This is a genomic window from Streptomyces sp. NBC_01314, assembly GCF_041435215.1.
Classification (GTDB): Bacteria; Actinomycetota; Actinomycetes; order Streptomycetales; family Streptomycetaceae; genus Streptomyces.
This window is the reverse complement of sequence record NZ_CP108394.1, coordinates 84,740-101,800: the sequence shown is the minus strand read 5'-3', so window position 1 is coordinate 101,800 and position 17,061 is coordinate 84,740. Positions and strand designations below refer to the sequence as shown.

Sequence of the window (17,061 nt, the reverse complement as noted above, 5' to 3'; positions counted from 1 at the left end):
CGTGGTCCGGGCCCGGGAGGCCAGTTCCCTGCGCGACCTGGCCAGTTGGGTACAGCCAGAGGCGACGGGGAGGCCCTGAACCATCTCTCTGGTGGAGCAGGGGCCCCGCACGCTGACGCCGTACCCGGTGTCCCAGGTCGCACGATCACGTTAGCCCGATCAGCCCAGGACTCCGCAAGCCAGCAAGTAGGCGATCACACGATCGAGCTAATTCGACCTCGTGTGCACTCCTTGGCGAGCAGTTATCACCCCCCCCCGCACACCGACGCCGCACCCGGCATCCCGGCCCGCCCGCCCACACCCACCCCAACGGCCCCTGACACCCCGAGCCCGGCCAACCGGCCACCTTGCGACCGAGTCAATCCGACCGGCGTCGTACGTACTCCTTGGCAAGCAGCCAACACCCCCCTTTCCGCCGCGGCCCGGTGCGAGCCGGCCGCGCCGGCCCCGACCCGTAGAGAGCCGAGGAAATGATGACCAGCGCACCATCCGTCCGAGGGCGGTGGATCGAGAACTGGGACCCCGAGGACGAGGAGCAGTGGGAGCGCGGCGGCCGGCGCACCGCCCGGCGCAACCTGCTGCTGTCGGTACTGTCCGAGCACATCGGCTTCTCCGTGTGGAGCATGTGGTCGGTGCTCGTGCTGTTCATGTCACCGAAAATCGGGCTGGACTTCGCCCCCGACGAGAAATTCCTGATGGTGGTCGTACCCACCCTGGCGGGCGCACTGCTCAGACTCCCCTACAGCTACGCGGTGACCCGCTTCGGCGGCCGCAACTGGACCGTGTTCGCCTCAGCCCTGCTGCTCATACCCACCCTGCTGACCGTCTACTTCGTACAGCGGCCCGGCACCGAACTGTGGGTGTTCCTGCTCATCGGCGCGAGCGCCGGCGCGGGCGGCGGCAACTTCGCCTCCTCGATGACGAACATCACCGCCTTCTACCCCCAGCGCCACCAGGGCTGGGCACTGGGCGTGAACGCCGGCGGCGGCAACCTGGGCGTCGCCGCCGTCCAGCTGCTCGGCCTGCTGGTGATCTCCGTCGCCGGCGACACCCACCCCGCCTACGTCGCCGCCTGCTACCTCCCGCTGATCGCGCTGGTGTCCCTGCTGGCCGCGCTGCGCATGGACAACGTGGCGGTGGTGCGCACCCCGCCCGGCGCCCAGCGCGAGGCCGCCGCCAGCAGCCACACCTGGTGGATCTCCCTGCTGTACATCGGCACCTTCGGCTCCTTCATCGGCTTCGGGTTCGCCTTCGGCCTGGTCCTGCAGAGCCAGTTCGGCTCCACCCCCCTGCAGGCCGCCTCGTTCACCTTCCTCGGGCCGCTGCTCGGCTCGCTGGCCCGCCCCGCCGGCGGACGGATGGCCGACCGGTGGGGCGGAGCCCAGGTGACGCTGTGGTCCTTCGCCGGCATGGCCGCCGGTATCGGCGTGCTGCTCACCGCCACCCGCAGCGGATCCTTCCCGCTGTTCGTGACCGGCTTCACGGCACTGTTCGTGGTGAGCGGCATCGGCAACGGCTCCACCTACAAGATGATCCCGGTGGTCTTCGCCCGGCAGGCCGAGACCGCCGTCACCTCCGGCCACGACGCCGCCGCGGCCTTCGCCCGCGCACGCCGCCTGTCCGGCGCGGTCATCGGCATCGCCGGAGCGGCGGGCGCCCTCGGCGGCGTCGCCATCAACCTGGCCTTCCGCACGGCCTACGGCCAACTGGGCAGCGGCGAGGCCGCCTTCTACACCTTCCTCCTCTACTACGGGCTGTGCGCGGCCCTGATCCGGGCGGTGTACCTGCGCGGCGAACGCAGCAGCGGCGCACAGCCCCCGGCCCGGAAAGCGCAGGCCTCCCATGTCCGCTGAGCACCCCGCACCCGGACCGGGCACAGTGCCGCCGACGGCACGGCAGAGCACGACGCACTGCCCGTACTGCGCCCTGCAGTGCGCAACGGTGCTGTCGGGCGAACGCGGCGGCGTCGCCGTACGGCCCTCGCCCGACTTCCCGGTCAACCAGGGCGGCCTGTGCCACAAGGGGTGGACGGCACCCGCCGTGCTCGGCGCCGCCGACCGGCTGCGCACCCCCCTGGTGCGCGGCACCGACGGCGAACTCGCCCCGGCGAGCTGGGACGACGCGCTCACCCTGGTGGCCGCGGAACTGACGGCGATCCGCGCACGCCACGGCGCCGACGCGGTCGCGGTGTTCGGCGGCGGCGGACTGACCAACGAAAAGGCCTACACCCTCGGCAAGTTCGCGCGCCTGGCCCTGGGCACCGCCCAGATCGACTACAACGGCCGCTTCTGCATGTCGTCGGCGGCCGCGGCCGCAGGCGAGGCGTTCGGCCTCGACCGCGGCCTGCCCTTCCCGGTGAGCGACCTCGCCGACGCCGATGTGGTGCTGCTGGCCGGCGCCAACCCGGCCGAGACGATGCCGCCCCTCATGCGCCACCTGGAGCGGGCCGACCTCATCGTCATCGACCCCCGCCGCACCCGCACCGCCCAGCAGGCCGCACTGCACCTGCAGCCGGCCCCCGGCACCGACCTCGCCCTGGCCCTGGGCCTGCTGCACGCGGCCGTCACCGAGGGCCTCATCGACAAGGAGTACATCGACACCCGCACCACCGGCTTCGAGGACGCCTGGGCCAGCTGTGTCGCCTGGTGGCCGGAGCGGGTCGAACAGGTCACCGGCGTCCCCGCGCACGACCAGCGCACCGCGATCCGGATGCTCGCCGCGGCCCGCCGGAGCTATCTGCTGACGGGACGCGGAGCGGAACAGCACAGCAAGGGAACCGACACCGTCGCGGCGTTCATCAACCTGGCACTCGCACTGGGCCTGCCGGGCCGCACGGGCAGCGGCTTCGGGACCCTGACCGGGCAGGGCAACGGACAGGGCGGCCGCGAAATGGGCCAGAAAGCCGACCAGCTGCCCGGCTACCGCTCGCTCACCGACCCCGCGGACCGCGCCCACGTGGCCTCCGTCTGGGGCGTGGACGCCAACACCCTGCCCCAGCCGGGCCGCAGCGCCTACGAACTCCTCGACGCCCTGGCCACCGAGAACGGGCCCCGGGCACTGCTGGTGTTCGGGTCCAACCCGGTCGTCTCCGCGCCCCGGGCCGCCCGGGTCACCGACCGGCTGAACGCCCTGGACCTGCTGGTCGTGGCCGACTTCGTGCCCTCCGAGACGGCCGCCCTCGCCGATGTGGTGCTGCCCGTCGCCCAGTGGGCCGAGGAAGAAGGCACCCTGACCAGCCTGGAAGGCAGGGTCCTGCGCCGGCGCGCCCACCTGAGCCCGCCGCCCGGCACCCGCACCGACCTCGAAGTCCTCCACCACCTCGCCGTCCGCCTCGGCCAGCCCGCCCACCGCTTCCCCACCCGGCCCCGGGAGGTCTTCGAGGAACTGCGCCGCGCCACGGCCGGCAGCCGCGCGGACTACTCGGGCATCAGCTACGCACGCCTGGACGCCGGCGAAGCACTGCACTGGCCCTGCCCCGCCGCCGGCGGCGCGGGCCACCCCGGCACACCCAGACCGTTCCTGGACCGCTTCGCGCACCCCGACGGACGCGCCCGGTTCACCGCCGTGGACCACCGCCCGCCCGCACAGACACCCGGCAGCCGATTCCCCCTGTACGCCACGACCGGCAGGGTGCTGGCCCACTACCAGTCGGGTGCGCAGACCCGCCGGGTACCCGACCTGGTCGCGGCGGCGCCGGAGGCGGTCGTCGAGATGCACCCGGACACCGCCCGCCACCACCACCTGGCCGACGGACAGCTCGCCGACGTCACCTCGGCCTACGGCACCGCCCGGCTGAGGGTCCGTCTGACCCCCACGGCACGCAGGGACACCGTGTTCGTGCCCTTCCACTATCCGGGCCGGGCCCGCGCCAACCTGCTCACCGGGGACGCGCTGGACCCCCGCAGCCGGATGCCCGAGTTCAAGGTGAGCGCCGTACGCGTCACACCGGCGGGGGAGGCGCCATGAGCGGCGGCGACGTCGTCATCGTCGGCGGCGGCCCCGCCGCCCACCGCCTGGCCGGCCGCCTGCACCCGCTCGGCCACCGGGGCACGGTGAGCGTCATCGGCGCCGAACCCCGCCCCGCCTACAACCGGGCCCTGCTCGGCTCGGTCCTGGACGGCACGCTGAGCGCGGACCGCCTCACCCTGCCCGCCCTGCCCGCCGCGGTACGCCAACTCACCGGCACACGCGCCAGGAGCATCGACCGCGCCCGGCGCACCGTACACCTGGACGACGGCCGCACACTGCCCTACGACATCCTCGTCCTGGCCACCGGCGCGCGGCCGCGGATACCGGACCTGCCCGGCCTGGTGACCGCGCGCGGACAGCTCGCCGAGGGAGCCCGCACCCTGCGCACCGCCACCGACTGCGCCCCCCTGCCCCCCGGACCCGTCGTCGTCCTGGGCGGGGGAGTCCTCGGTGTCGAGTCCGCCCTGGCACTGCGCCGCGCCGGAAAGGAGGTGACCCTCGTCCAGCGCTCCGCCCGGCTGATGCGACGCCAGCTGGACGGCCCGGCCTCCGGCGTGCTGGCGCAGTGGGCCCAGAGCCGGGGCGTCACCCTCCACCTGGGCCGCCAGGCCCAGGAGTACGCGCCCGGCAAGCTGGTCCTGGACGACGGACAGGTACTGGCGGCCGGCACCCTGCTGCTGTGCACGGGCACCCGGCCGGAGACCGCGCTGGCCCGCGCGAGCTCTCTCGCGGTGCGCGAGGGGATCGTCGTCGACGCACGGCTGCGCACCGGCGATCCGCTCATCCACGCGATGGGGGACTGCGCCCAGCACCCGGACGTGACCGGCACGACCCTGATCCAGGCATGGGACCAGGCCGACGCCCTCGCCGGCATCCTCACCGCCACCGGCACGGGGTACCGGCCCGCACGCCACGTACTGCGCCCGCGGATACGGGGCATGGACATCGTCTCGCTCGCCCCGGGCGCCACGGAACAGGACACGGACACGGCGGTGTCCCTGCGGGACACAGCCCGCGGCCGCTACGCCCGCCTCGCTCTGCGCGAGGGCCGTATCCACACAGGAGTCGTCGTCGGCCCGGGCGCCGCCGTCGCCGCGGTCAGCGGCCTGTACACCCGTGACGCACCGGTGCCCGCCGACCTGCTCGCCCTGCTGACCGGCACCGACGCGCCCTACGCGGGCGGTGACGCCCTGGCCGACGACGCGGTGGCCTGCCACTGCAACCACGTCACCTTCCGCAGGCTGAAGGCCGCCTGGGCCGAGGGGGCGCACGACAGCAAGGCACTGGCCCGGGCGACCCGGGCGACGACGGGATGCGGCGGCTGCACCCCGGTCGTACGGCAGCTGTGCACCACACTCGCCGCCGCCGGCGCAGGGGCCGCAGGGCCCGCAGGCACCCACACAGCGGTGGACACCGCAGGAGGAGGGACACCGTGACCACGCGCACGCTGGTCGTGGCCGGCCACGGAATGGCGGGCCACCGGCTGGTCGAGGAAATGCTGGCCGGCGACCGGCACGGGCGGTGGCGCATCGTCGTACTGGCCGAGGAAGAGCGGCCCGCCTACGACCGGGTGGCGCTGTCCACCCTCCTGGGCGGCGCCCGCGCCGACGATCTCGCGCTGGCCGGCCCCGCCGTCCTGGCCGACCGCCGCCTGCGGCTGCGGCTGAACACGAAGGTGAGCGCCGTCGACCGCCGGGCCAGAAGGGTGATGTGCGCGGACGGAACCGAGTTCGGATACGACGCGCTGGTCCTGGCCACCGGCTCCAGGCCGTTCGTGCCCCCGGTCGCCGGACACGGGCTGCCGGGGTGCTTCGTCTACCGGACGGTGCAGGACGTCGAGGCGATCCGCGCGGCCGCGGTGCCCGGCCGCGCTGCCGTGGTGGTCGGCGGCGGCCTGCTGGGACTGGAGGCCGCGGGCGGCCTGCGGCTGCTGGGCATGCGGCCCCATGTGGTGGAGTTCGCCCCCTGGCTGATGGCCCAGCAGATCGACGAGGGCGGCGGCCGGGTACTGGCCGAGGCGATCACCCGGCTCGGCGTGCGCGTGCACTGCCCGAGCGCCGTCCACGCCGTCGGCGCGGGCCCGGACGGCCGCGCCGACCGCGTGGAACTGGACGACGGCACCGTCCTTGACGCAGCCCTCGTCGTCTTCGCCGCCGGGGTACGCCCGCGCGACGAACTCCACGCCCCCGGGCTCGTGCGCGGCGAACGCGGCGGCTTCCTGGTGGACACGTGGTGCCGCACCGCGGACGAACACATCTTCGCGATCGGCGAGTGCGCGGCCGTCGAGGGCCGCTGCCACGGCCTGGCCGCCCCCGGCCTGCGGATGGCCGAGACCGTCGCCCGCCGGCTCCTCGGTGTGCCGGGCGAGGCGTTCACCGGGGCGGACACCTCCGCGAGCCTGAAGCTCCTGGGCGTGGAGGTGGCCGGTTTCGGCGACGCCCACGCGCGCTCGCACGGGGCCGTCGAGTACGTGCGCGAGGACCGGCGGGCCGGCACCTACGCCAAGGTGGTCCTGGACGCCGACGGCCGCACGGTCCTGGGCGGAGTCCTCGCCGGAGACACCCGGGCCTATCCGGTCCTGCGCGCCCTGCTCGGCCGGCCGCTGACGGCCTGCCCCGACGACCTGCTGGCCGCCCCGCCCGCCCGCTGCTGAAAACCGTTCCTGTGGACTAAAGCGGGGGTTGGTCCGTTCAGCCGCGCGCCCCGAACGGTCCCGGGCGAGCCGGCCCCCGGCGTTCTCGGCCCCGGGGCGGCGACGCGCATCCTGTGCGTGGTCCGGGCCCGGCCAGGCCCCCGCGGCCGGAGGCCGCTGACGGACACAGCCCTGCGCGACCCGGCCAAGTGGGTACGGCCAGAGGCGACGGTGTGAGCAGTTCCAACCCCCGCCCGCGCACCCGCCCGCCGTGCCCGCGGACATGCCAAGACCCTGGCGGCCGTCCGGGCGCAGTGGTGCCGGACGGCCCGCCAGGGTCTTCGGCGAGCGGCGCAGGGGGTGGGCGCCGCTCGCGGCCCGGGGGCTTTCGGGCGGGGCCCCGGCCAAAGGGTGGGGCCGGGGCGGGGGCGTCACCCGGGGATGAGGGGTTCGGCCCGCGGCCGGGTGCGTGGGGAAGGTCAGCTGTCGTAGGGCAGGCGCGCCCTGGCCTCCTTGGTGGCCACCGCCCACCAGCTCAGCTTGTCCCACAGGACCTTGGCGGCCGCTTCCGCGCCGGCCGGATCGATGAGGTTGCCGTCGGTGTCGAACTGCCCCCACGGCCCGTGGAAGCTGACGGCGTCGCGGACGGGGACCGCGTGCAGCTCGTTGACGATGTGGCGCAGCTGCTGGACGGCCCGCAGACCGCCGGCCAGGCCGCCGTAGCCGACGAAACCGACCGGCTTGGCGTGCCACTCGTGCTGGGTCCAGTCCAGGGCGGCCTTCAGGGCGGCGGGGAAACTGTGGTTGTACTCCGGCGTCACCACGACGAAGCCGTCCGCCGCCGACAGCCGGGCCGAGAACGCGGCGAGCAGTTCGGCGACCTCCGGTGCCGGCTCGTCGCTCAGAGCGGTGGGCAGCGGGAAGTCCGCCAGGTCGACCAGGTCCACCTCGATGTCGTCACGCTGGCCGGCGGTGCCGACGAACCAGTTCGCGATCGTGGGGCCGAAACGGCCCTTGCGCACGCTCGACAGGATCACGGCCACGCGGATGCGGTCACTAGGCATGTCAGCCCTTTCACTACGGTCAGTCCTCTCCCCACAGAAGAACAAACCCGCATGCGGGTTTCCAAGTGGTATCGAAGAAACCGATGAGACACGCGTGAGCTGCCGGCTCCGCCCGGAAGAAAAATAGGGGGCGGGCCCGGCAGCTCACGGTCGGTCGGGGTCAGTCGATGCCCTGCAGTATGTGCGGTTCGGCCAGGTCGTCCTCGTACCCGGCCAGGCGGATCGGGGCGCATCTCGCCCACACCTCCAAGAAGCCCGGGTTCCCCGACGCCGGGCAGCCCCGGCTCTCCCGCGTCGCCTCCCGGTACACCTGATGCGCAATCACCGGTGTTCTCCCTTCCCTTGGCCGGCTCGTCGGCCGGTTTGGTCAGCAGGCGGCGGTCTCGGAGCGGACCGCCGCCCTGCCCTGCCCGCCCGCCGTGGCCGCCTGCTCGGTCCTCGCGGAGCCTTCCCGGTCCGCGCCGGCGTCCTTGGCCGCCGTGAGGCTCTCGGCGAGCTGCCGGGCCAGCTCCAGCCGCCGGATCTTCGCGGTGGCGGTGCGCGGCAGGTCGGCGAGACGGCGCTGGACGGGCGCGCCCAGGGCGGGCTGGTCGGCGACGGCCGCCTGCCAGCGCTCCAGGTCCAGCGGTACATCGCCGCGGGTGCACACCACCGGCACGGGACGCTTGTCGGGGCCCGGCACGACGACGAGTTCGGTCAGCTCCTCCAGCCGGTGCAGCACCGCGTCCTCGACCTCCAGGGTGGAGTCGATCCCCTCGATGACGTCGACCTCGCGGTCGAGCAGGTGCAGACAGCCCCACCTGGTGCGGTAACCGACATCGCCGCCGCGCCACCACTCGCCGATGACCTGCTGCTCGAAGCGCTCCTGCTCGCCGTAGTACGTCAGCGCCCGCCCCGCGGTGGCCACGTCGATGTAGCCGGGGGTCTCCTTGGAGGGAGTGCCGCCCCGGGACACCAGCCGGTACTTGGTCATGCCGGGCGTGGGGTAGCCCTGGCAGCGGCCGTCCGCCTTCAGCGCGTTGCGGCGCCGGTAGGTGCGGGCGGCCAGCGGACCGCACTCGCTCTGCCCGTACACCTGGAGGAACACCGGGCTGCGCCGGTCCGAGGCGTGCAGGAACTTGTGCATCGTGCTCGGGTGGATCGCGTCGAAGGTGCTGTTGAAGTACTTGACGTTGGAGACGGGCCGGCGCGGGTCGTCCAGCATCTCCTCCCACTCCAGGAACGAGTTGGGGTGGGTCTCCAGGACACCCGGACGGTGCCTGACCAGGATGTCGGCCACGTGCGCCGGGCTGGCGTCGTTCATGAACACCATCGGCATCCCGCGCATCTGCAGCACGGCCAGCCCCAGATACATCCGCGAATGCACGTACGACACGTGCATGGCCACCGTCTCCCGCTTGCGGATGAAGGAGACGACCTTGTCCTGCCAGTTGCCGCGGGCGCCCAGTGAACGCGCCGAGTGCACCACCAGCTTGGGAATGCCGGTCGTCCCCGACGTGTGGGTCATCAGCGCCGGCTGGTCGGGGCCGAGCAGCACCGGACGGCGCTCGGCAGCGCCCGCCAGGGAGGCGAAGGAGACGGCGCCGGGGTGGGAGCCCGTGGTGGTGATGACCCGCGCGGTCAGGTCGGCCAGCGGCAGGCCGGCCAGCTCACCGGTCAGCTTCGCCTCGTCGGTCAGCACCGTGGGCCGCTCCAGGCGCTGGAGGAGCTTGCCGATGCTCTCCCCGTCCAGGTGCGGGGAGAGCATGACCGGCACCGCGCCGATCCGGGCCGCGCCGCACGCCAGCACGGTGATGTCGAAGTTCGACGTCTTGTACACGGCCACGTGCTCGCTGGGCCGCACACCGGCGGCCCACAGCCGGTTGGCCGTCTCGGCCACATGCCCGGCGAACTCCGCGACGGTCAGTTTCTGCCCCGCCGAGGGGAAGGCCGCGAGGTCGTGGTCGAGTGAGATCGGGGTGGTGCCGAACTTCTCGGCGGCGCGCTCGGAGACGACCCCGAGGTAGAGGAACTTCTTGCTCTTCGGAACCTTGAACATAAGGACTCTTCCTCTGGTGAACCGAAACACGGAATAAGAACTCCCCCCGAAAACCTCGCACACGGCATTGCCGCGGAACAGAGAAATCCCGTGAATGCGTCATCTCGTGAATCCGCCCGGAAGCAATAACGGGAAGAAGGAAAGAGGGGGGGTGGGGAATGGGGAATGGGGAAGAGGCCGGACCGTGCGGTGCACGGTCCGGCCTCTTCGGCGTCTCTTCGGCAGTCTTCTTGCCGCGGCAGTCCTCCTACAGCGACTGCCTGAGTGCCTCGGCCACCTTCATGGTGCGTACGGTCTGGTAGCCGACGGCGGCGAGGTTGTCGTCGGTGACGTTCTGCGCGAGGTGGCCGGGAATGGCCTGCAGGCCCGAAGTGGCGCTGACCCCGTAGGGGTTGCCGTTGCTCGGTGCGAGCAGGATGTCGTCGGTCACGCCGGGCGGCACGATCACGGCCCCCCAGTGGTAGAAGACGTTGCTCAGGGACAGCAGGGTGGACTCCTGGCCGCCGTGCTGGGTGCCCGTCGAGGTGAAGGCGGACATCGCCTTGTTCATCAGCCCGCGCCGGGCGTGCAGTTCGAAGGTCTGGTCGATGAAGTGCTTGAGCGGGCCGGCGAGCAGGCCGTAGCGGCCCGGAGTGCCCCAGACGACGGCGTCGGCCCAGTCCAGGTCACCGATCTCGGCCACCGCGACGTCCCGGCTGGCGGCGACGTGCTCGGTGTTCGCCTGGCTCCATTCCTTGTAGTTGGGTGCGAGCGGTTCACCGGTGATCTCCGCGACCCGGCGCAGCCGCACGTCGGCACCCGCCTTCTCCGCCGCCTCGGCAGCGGCGACAGCCAGCTTGTGGATGTTTCCGGTGGCCGAGTAATAAACGATGGCGACATTGGTCATGGACGTACTGCTCCCTCATCGGATTCGTGCCCGCGCCGTCCTTCCGGCTGCCGGTGCATGCCCCATCGTGTCGCGGGGCCCGGCCGGGCAGCGATTTCTTTCCCATAGTCCGTCAGGTACCGTCCCCCTCCCGGCGCGGTTCTCTTCCCGCAGTCCGCAGTCCGCAGTCCGCAGTCCGCAGTCCGCAGTCCGCAGTCCGCAGGCGGGGGGCGGGGGTTCAGCTGCCGCCCGTCTCCACGCCGGGCGGGTTGTCGATGATGTAGCGCCACAGTCCGTCCGGGCCGCGGCGGGCGACGTCGGTGGCGGTGCCCTCGATGTGCACCCGCTCGCCGTCCGGGCCGGCGCCGTCGATGACGAAGTCGCCGATCAGCAGGGCCGTGTCGTCGTAGACGTAGGTGTGCCGCAGGCTGATCTCGATCGGGACGCCCAGGGCCAGAAAGCTGCTGGTCGCCTGCCGGCGGCCGTCACCGCTGACCACCACGCCCGGCCGCAGCACACGGACCGCCCCGGGTTCGAAGAGCCGGTCGATGGCGGCGAGGTCCTTGGCGTTGAAGGCCTCGACAAAGGTCTGGGGCAGCGTGGCCGGGTCGCTGACTGCCATGTTCTCTCCTCAAGCGTTCTCATCAGGTGGTCGTCAGGCGGCGGCCCGGACAGGTGCGGCGGCCTTCAGGGCCGCCGCGACATGGATGGTGCGGCGGGTCTGGTAGGCGATGGCGCCGACGTTCTCGTCGTGGATGAAACCGATGCGGTTGCCGGCGACGGTGCTCGCGCCGTACGGGTTGCCGTTGTTCTTCTCGTACAGCACCGGATCGGCGGAGCCGGTGGCGACGATGACCGATCCCCAGTGGCAGACGGCGTTGTGCAGCGCGAGGATCGCGGTCACCTGGCCGCCGTGCTCGGCGGAGCCGGAGGCGAAGGCGGAGACGGCCTTGTGCAGCAGGCCGCCGTGGATCGACAGCGACGAGGTGGTGTTGATGAACTGCATCAGCTGCGGCGCGGCGAGGCCGAAGTGGACGGGTGTGCCGAGCAGCACGGCGTCGGCCCACTTCAGATCGTCCACGGACGCCTCGGGTATCTCCAGGGCGTCGGCCGCGTGCTCGTCGGAGCCGGGCCGTCCCGTGGCGGCGGTCTCCGGCACCCGGCGCAGCCGTACCTCGGCGCCCTGTTCGGCGGCGGCGTCGGCCGCGGCCCGGGCGAGCCGGTAGGTGGAACCGGTGGACGAGTAGTAGATGACGGCGACGTTGGTCATGTGGGTGGCTCCCTGGGCGTACCGGTGACTCGGGTGGCGTGCGGGGACGTTCGGCATCGTGGTCCGCCGCCCGGCACGGCGGCAACGAAGCGTCCGCGAGTGCGTCAGGTCGTGCGGGCGGCGCGCAGGACACCGGCGGTGGCGACCGCCAGAGCCGCGGCCAGGAACAGTGCCAGCGAGGAGAAGTCCGAGAAGCCGACGGCGAGCTGGGCGCCGGCGCCGGCCCCGACGTTGAGGGTGAAGCCGTACACCGCGATCGCGGTGGTCTGAGCGGCCCCGGCCCGGGCGCCGACGCTCTGGATGAGTGCCGGACCGAGCGTGGAGAACCCCGCCATGAACGCGAACAGGGCGGCCCCCAGGGCGAGGGCGCTGTCGGCGCCGCCCGCCGCGGCCAGCATCGCGGCGGTGGTGACCACCAGGGCCCCGCCCGCACGGCGCGGTGCGGAGAGCCGGCTCAGGGCGGGGGCGAGCAGCACGGCGATCAGCAGCGCCGGCAGGGCGCTGGCGCGCAGCGCCAGCAGGGCCGGGCCGTCGTCGGCCATGCCCGCGGGACCGTGCAGCTGGACACCGGTGTAGGCGGCGGTCAGGCTCGCCGCGCCGACCATGATGACCAGGTACAGCGTGATCATCCGGCCGCCGAGGACGCTCCGCAGACCCGACCCCGACCCCGTACTCGTGCCTGTGCCTGTGCCTGTGTCCGTGGTGCCCGCGTCCCCGCGCTCCCCGGGCAGCAGCACACGCCAGGACACGGCGGCACCGGCCAGCAGCAGGGGCACGGTCCCCCAGAACACCCATTTCCAGCCGAGCAGCGACGCCACGAGCTGGGCCTCGGCCTGGCCGATCACCACGGTGGCGCCCATACAGGCGGAGACCACGGTCAGGGCCAGGGAGACCCGGTGCGGGGCCATGCGGGCATGCAGATACGCGTACGACATGGGGATGAACGAGCCCGCGAACAGCCCCTGCAGGGCGCGCAGGGCGACTCCGGTGCCCAGGGACGTCACCAGCGGCAGCAGGGCGGTGACGACGGTCATGGCCAGGACGCTCATGACCATGACGGTGCGCCGTCCCCAGCGGGTGGCCAGCGGGCCGCTGACGAGCGAGCCCGCCGCGTGGGCGAAGGCGAACGCCGTCGTCGACAGCGCCGCCGACTCCGTCCGCACGCCCCAGGCGGCGGCGAGTTCGGGCATGAGCGGAATGGTGACGTACATCTGGCCGACCACGAGCACGCCCATGAGGGACACGGTCGTCACGGTCGCGGCGAACGGTGCTGTCCGTGACGTCGCCGAAGGCGCTTCGGCAACCGATAATTTCGACATACACCGATCCTGCGGGGGGTGTCACCGGCCCGGCAATCGAACGGCCCGCTATGCGTCAAGTCCCCCGCGCCCGGCAGGAGACGGCCCTGCGGAAAACGCCGAACCCCCGCACCCGCGGGGGAACGAACGGGGCGAGGGGACGGCGTCCGGCGCACCCGGTGGGGTGCGCCGGGGCAGCGGGGTCACACCTGAGCGGTCTGCGGCTCCTCGCTCGCGGCGGTCGCGGCCGAACCTCCGGCCACGGCCCGCCCCTTGGCCGGCTTCTGCAGGCCCAGGGAGATCAGCGCGGTCAGCGCGATACCGACCGCGGCGATGAACACCGCGGTGCGCAGACCGTCGTTGGTGGCCGCGCGCAGCGCCTCGCCCTGCAGGCCTTCCAGACCGGAGTTGGCGACGGCGACCAGGACGGCGAGACCGACCGCACCGCCGATCTGCTGCGTGGTGGAGGCCATACCGGAGGCGATGCCCTGCTCCATCGGGTCCACACCGACCGTGGCGGCGCCGAACATCAGGGTGTAGCCGGCGCCCTGGCCCAGGCCCAGGACGACCATGCCGGGGATCAGGGAGACGTAGGAGCCGTCGGTCGCCAGGGTCAGGCCGACGATCACCGTGCCGACCAGACCCACCAGCAGGCTGGCGATCATGATGGCGCGCAGACCGAACTTCGTGGCCAGACGGCCGGCGCTCTGCGCGCCGATGGAGATGGCGACCATGGGCACCAGGAACGCCAGCCCCGTCTCCAGCGCGTTGTAGCCGTGCACGCCCTGGAAGTAGACGGTCAGGAAGTACAGCAGGGAGCCGAAGGTCGCCATGTAGAAGAAGGTGACCGCCGCGCCGGTGCTCAGGTTCCGGTTGCCGAACAGCCGCAGCGGCATCAGCGGGTCCTTGCTGTTCTTCTCGATGACGAAGAACGCGGCCAGCAGCGCGGCGCCCAGCACGAGCGCGCCGACGATGACCGACGAGCCCCAGCCCGACTCCGGGCCCTGCACCAGGGCGAAGACGACGGAGGTGGTGCCGACGGTGGCGGTGAGCGCGCCGGCCAGGTCGAAGGAGCGGCCCGAGCTGCTCAGGGTGTCGCGGGAGATCAGCGGGAAGGCGAACAGGATGGCGATGACGGCGAGGGGAACGTTGACGTAGAAGACGGACTCCCAGCCGAACGCCTCGGTCAGCACACCGCCCAGCAGCGAGCCCAGGATCATGCCGGAACCGCCGGCCGTGCCCCACACGGCGAAGGCGCGGTTGCGCTCCTTGCCCTCGGCGAACTTGGTGGACACCAGCGTCAGCGTCGCGGGGAAGAGGAACGCGCCGCCGATGCCCTGCACCGCCCGGGCCGCCATCAGCACGGCAGGCTCGGTGGCCAGGCCGCCGGCCAGCGAGGACACCCCGTACAGGGCCAGCCCGAGGACGAAGATACGGCGCGGCCCCCACAGGTCGCAGGCCCGGCCGCCGAGCAGCAGGAACCCGCCGAAGGCGACCGCGTAGGCGCTGATCACCCACTGCAGGGTCTGGGAGGTGAACCCGAGAGCGTCACCGATCTCGGGGAGCGCGACGTACACGATGTTGTAGTCGATGGAGATGATCAGCTGGGCGAACGCCAGCAGAGCCAGGAGGAGTCCGGTGCGCCGGCGTGGTGCCTCGAGGACGGCGCCTGTGGCCGAAGACGGCATGACTGTGCCTTTCACTACGGGTCGGAAAAGAGAGGGGGGCGCGCGGGGGCGCCGCACCGGGAACGGACAGCCCGGCGCGTGGTGCGGGGGGTGCGCTCAGTCCTGGTCGAACCAGTTGCGTACGTGGTGTGGTGCTGCGGGGTCCATCCGGCGCACGGTGTCCGCCAGTTCGGCGATCGTCCGGCCCGCGAGCCGGTGCCGCCAGGCCAGTTCCGCGCCGGCGAAGGCCTGGGCCACGGTGCACGGGGTGCGGTGTCCGGCCGTGCCGGCAATCTGGCCGGCCGGGCCGTTGTGGCGTATTCCCGTGCACACGAAGGCCTGTGCCGCACCGTCGATGGCCGTGGCCACGTCCATCAGGCTGATGCCGTCCGGCTCCCGGCCGAGCCGGTATCCGCCGCGGGGGCCGGACCGGGACGAGACGATGCCGGCTCGTCCCAGCGCGTTCATCTGCTTGTTCAGGTAGGCCGGCGGCAGATCGTGGAACGCTGCGAGTCTGGCCGCCGGCACCACCTTGTCAGGAGAGAGCCAGGACAGGTTGATGCAGCAGTGCACCGCCCATTCCACGCCCTCTCTCAGCTTCATGTCCTGGACATTACGCATCGACGATGTCCGCGGTGAAGGCCACGCTTCTTTTAATGTCAGGTCGCCTCCGGCGTGGCCGCCCGGGCTGTCAGGGACGCTTTCAGCTCGGCCTCCAGACGGCCCAGGTCCGCCGTGTGGCCGTGCGCGGCGATGTGTCCGTCCGGCCGCACCAGCCAGTAGCCCGCACGGCGGCAGCCGGTGGCCGGGGCGCTCTCCGGGCGGCGCAGCACCACCGTGCGCAGCAGCTGTCCGTAGCGGGCGCTGATGTGCCCGGCCTCGGTGCGCCAGGTGTCCGAGGGCGGGGCGAGGACCAGGGTCCAGGCGTGGGGGTCGGTGCCGGGGCCGCTGATGCCGTGGGCGAGGGCGGCGCGGCGCGGGAAGACCGCGCCCTGTTTCGGTCCGCCCGGTATCCGGCCCAGGACCCGGCAGCCGGCCGGCCCGGAGGGCCGCTGGGTGTCACGCGCCGGCGGGTAGGCCAGACGCCGTCCGGCCATCACCGGCGTGTAGTACCGCGACACCACACCGCTGCGGTCGAACAGTTTGAAGACGGTGTCCCGGGCGAGGACCTTGGCCGGGCTGCGGGCCACCCAGGCGCGGGTCTGCAGGTCGGTGTCGCGCACGATCTGGCGGGTGGCCTCGGAACGCTCGGTGCCGTAACTGGCGAGCAGAGCGGCGGGTGAGGTGCCGCGGATGACGGCGGCCAGCTTCCAGCCGAGGTTCTGGGCGTCCTGCAGGCCGTTGTTCATGCCCTGGCCGCCGGCCGGGCTGTGCACGTGCGCGGCGTCGCCGGCCAGGAAGACGCGCCCCACGCTGAAGTCGGAGGCGTGACGGGCGTGCACGCGGAAGACGGCCTGCCACACCGCCTCGGTCAGCCGCACCCCGCGGGGCCCCCGCTCGTCGAGGATCTCCTGCATCAGCTCCAGGGAGACCTCACGCCGGCCCTTGGGCATGACGGACAGGAAGCGGTGGACGCCGCCGGGCATCGGCACCACCACCAGGGCCCCGCCGGCCGCCTGGTAGAACAGGCACTCGTCGGGCGGAAGGTCCCCCTCGGTCCGCGCGTCGACGAGCGCGAACGCCATCTCGTAGGTACTGCCCGAAAAGCCGACGCCGAGCTGGCCGCGGACCGCGCTGCCGGCCCCGTCGGCGCCGACCACGTAGGGCGCCCGGATGCGGCTGACGCTGCCGTCGGCCAGCTCCACGACGGCCGTGACGCCGTCGGTGGCGGCGAGGTCGCCGGAGAAGTCCACGCCTTCCAGGGCCAGCAGCCGCACCCCGCGCTCCACCTTGCCGCCGAGTTCGGCCAGCCGCTCGGCGAGCAGGCGCTCGGTCACGTGCTGCGGCAGCACCCGGCAGGCGGTGTCCTCGTCGAGGGGGAAGGAGGCGAGCGGTTCACGCTCGGAGAAGTAACTGAGCCGGTTGATGCGCAGGGACTCGCGGTGGACGGCGCCGGCGAGCCCGGCGTCCTGGAGGATGTCCAGGGCGCGGGGCCACACCGACAGTGCCTTCGGTGTCATCGATGCGGCCTCGGCACGGTCGATGACCCGCACCCGTATGCCGCGGCGCAGCAGTTCCACGGCGGTCAGCAGGCCGGTGGGTCCGCCGCCGACGACGAGTACGTCGATGTCGGGCGGCCCGGTGGTGATCTCGCTCAT

14 protein-coding genes are annotated in these 17,061 nt (G+C 72.7%); 4 read left to right on the top strand and 10 right to left on the bottom strand.

The window, feature by feature from the left end; translation table 11 throughout:
• The first annotated feature begins 473 nt into the window (after nt 1–473).
• The 4 genes from OG622_RS00400 to OG622_RS00385 are packed head-to-tail and all read left to right on the top strand — an operon-like array spanning nt 474 to nt 6,622.
• Nucleotides 474–1,853: an MFS transporter gene (locus tag OG622_RS00400; RefSeq protein WP_371572222.1), complete on the top strand. Its 1,380-nt coding sequence runs from the start codon at nt 474–476 to the stop codon at nt 1,851–1,853.
• Nucleotides 1,843–3,966: a molybdopterin oxidoreductase family protein gene (locus OG622_RS00395; RefSeq protein ID WP_371572220.1), complete on the top strand. Its 2,124-nt coding sequence runs from the start codon at nt 1,843–1,845 to the stop codon at nt 3,964–3,966. Before OG622_RS00400 ends, OG622_RS00395 begins: the two co-directional genes overlap by 11 nt.
• Nucleotides 3,963–5,405 (top strand): FAD-dependent oxidoreductase, encoded by a 1,443-nt coding sequence (locus tag OG622_RS00390; RefSeq protein ID WP_371572218.1) that lies wholly within the window; start codon nt 3,963–3,965, stop codon nt 5,403–5,405. The genes OG622_RS00395 and OG622_RS00390 overlap by 4 nt, the downstream gene beginning before the upstream one ends.
• Nucleotides 5,402–6,622 (top strand): FAD-dependent oxidoreductase, encoded by a 1,221-nt coding sequence (locus OG622_RS00385; protein WP_371572216.1) that lies wholly within the window; start codon nt 5,402–5,404, stop codon nt 6,620–6,622. Before OG622_RS00390 ends, OG622_RS00385 begins: the two co-directional genes overlap by 4 nt.
• A 458-nt stretch (nt 6,623–7,080) precedes the next feature.
• On the opposite strand, the gene OG622_RS00380 is transcribed toward OG622_RS00385, so the two are convergent.
• The 10 genes from OG622_RS00380 to OG622_RS00335 all read right to left on the bottom strand — a co-directional run bounded on the left by OG622_RS00380 (nt 7,081) and on the right by OG622_RS00335 (nt 17,061).
• Nucleotides 7,081–7,665, bottom strand: a complete 585-nt coding sequence (locus tag OG622_RS00380) for an NADPH-dependent FMN reductase (RefSeq protein WP_371572215.1) — start codon at nt 7,663–7,665, stop codon at nt 7,081–7,083.
• Between the two features lie 160 nt (nt 7,666–7,825).
• On the bottom strand, nt 7,826–7,990 hold the full coding sequence (locus OG622_RS00375; RefSeq protein WP_371584462.1) for a hypothetical protein: 165 nt from the start codon (nt 7,988–7,990) through the stop codon (nt 7,826–7,828).
• A gap of 42 nt (nt 7,991–8,032) precedes the next feature.
• Nucleotides 8,033–9,703 carry a class I adenylate-forming enzyme family protein gene (locus OG622_RS00370; RefSeq protein WP_371572213.1) on the bottom strand — a complete coding sequence of 557 codons (1,671 nt, stop codon included), beginning with the start codon at nt 9,701–9,703 and terminating at the stop codon, nt 8,033–8,035.
• A gap of 247 nt (nt 9,704–9,950) precedes the next feature.
• Nucleotides 9,951–10,589 carry an NAD(P)H-dependent oxidoreductase gene (locus OG622_RS00365; protein ID WP_371572211.1) on the bottom strand — a complete coding sequence of 213 codons (639 nt, stop codon included), beginning with the start codon at nt 10,587–10,589 and terminating at the stop codon, nt 9,951–9,953.
• A gap of 217 nt (nt 10,590–10,806) precedes the next feature.
• Nucleotides 10,807–11,190 (bottom strand): DUF4440 domain-containing protein, encoded by a 384-nt coding sequence (locus tag OG622_RS00360; RefSeq protein WP_371572209.1) that lies wholly within the window; start codon nt 11,188–11,190, stop codon nt 10,807–10,809.
• A gap of 33 nt (nt 11,191–11,223) precedes the next feature.
• Nucleotides 11,224–11,838, bottom strand: a complete 615-nt coding sequence (locus OG622_RS00355; RefSeq protein ID WP_371572208.1) for an NAD(P)H-dependent oxidoreductase — start codon at nt 11,836–11,838, stop codon at nt 11,224–11,226.
• Between the two features lie 104 nt (nt 11,839–11,942).
• Nucleotides 11,943–13,091: an MFS transporter gene (locus OG622_RS00350; protein ID WP_371572206.1), complete on the bottom strand. Its 1,149-nt coding sequence runs from the start codon at nt 13,089–13,091 to the stop codon at nt 11,943–11,945.
• Between the two features lie 248 nt (nt 13,092–13,339).
• Complete coding sequence (locus tag OG622_RS00345) at nt 13,340–14,824, bottom strand: MFS transporter (protein ID WP_371572204.1); 1,485 nt, start codon at nt 14,822–14,824, stop codon at nt 13,340–13,342.
• A gap of 96 nt (nt 14,825–14,920) precedes the next feature.
• A complete protein-coding gene (locus OG622_RS00340) occupies nt 14,921–15,406 on the bottom strand; it encodes an Rrf2 family transcriptional regulator (RefSeq protein ID WP_371572202.1) in 486 nt (161 codons plus the stop codon).
• A 56-nt stretch (nt 15,407–15,462) separates the two neighbouring features.
• On the bottom strand, nt 15,463–17,061 hold the full coding sequence (locus OG622_RS00335; RefSeq protein ID WP_371572201.1) for an FAD-dependent oxidoreductase: 1,599 nt from the start codon (nt 17,059–17,061) through the stop codon (nt 15,463–15,465).

What these genes read in the sequence shown, in the direction of transcription:
- OG622_RS00400 (WP_371572222.1), top strand. Translation starts at nt 474, where the DNA reads ATGACCAGCGCACCATCCGTCCGAGGGCGGTGGATCGAGAACTGGGAC.
- OG622_RS00395 (WP_371572220.1), top strand. Translation starts at nt 1,843, where the DNA reads ATGTCCGCTGAGCACCCCGCACCCGGACCGGGCACAGTGCCGCCGACG.
- OG622_RS00390 (WP_371572218.1), top strand. Translation starts at nt 3,963, where the DNA reads ATGAGCGGCGGCGACGTCGTCATCGTCGGCGGCGGCCCCGCCGCCCAC.
- OG622_RS00380 (WP_371572215.1), bottom strand. Translation starts at nt 7,665, where the DNA reads ATGCCTAGTGACCGCATCCGCGTGGCCGTGATCCTGTCGAGCGTGCGC.
- OG622_RS00370 (WP_371572213.1), bottom strand. Translation starts at nt 9,703, where the DNA reads ATGTTCAAGGTTCCGAAGAGCAAGAAGTTCCTCTACCTCGGGGTCGTC.
- OG622_RS00365 (WP_371572211.1), bottom strand. Translation starts at nt 10,589, where the DNA reads ATGACCAATGTCGCCATCGTTTATTACTCGGCCACCGGAAACATCCAC.
- OG622_RS00360 (WP_371572209.1), bottom strand. Translation starts at nt 11,190, where the DNA reads ATGGCAGTCAGCGACCCGGCCACGCTGCCCCAGACCTTTGTCGAGGCC.
- OG622_RS00355 (WP_371572208.1), bottom strand. Translation starts at nt 11,838, where the DNA reads ATGACCAACGTCGCCGTCATCTACTACTCGTCCACCGGTTCCACCTAC.
- OG622_RS00345 (WP_371572204.1), bottom strand. Translation starts at nt 14,824, where the DNA reads ATGCCGTCTTCGGCCACAGGCGCCGTCCTCGAGGCACCACGCCGGCGC.
- OG622_RS00340 (WP_371572202.1), bottom strand. Translation starts at nt 15,406, where the DNA reads ATGAAGCTGAGAGAGGGCGTGGAATGGGCGGTGCACTGCTGCATCAAC.
- OG622_RS00335 (WP_371572201.1), bottom strand. Translation starts at nt 17,061, where the DNA reads ATGAGCGAGATCACCACCGGGCCGCCCGACATCGACGTACTCGTCGTC.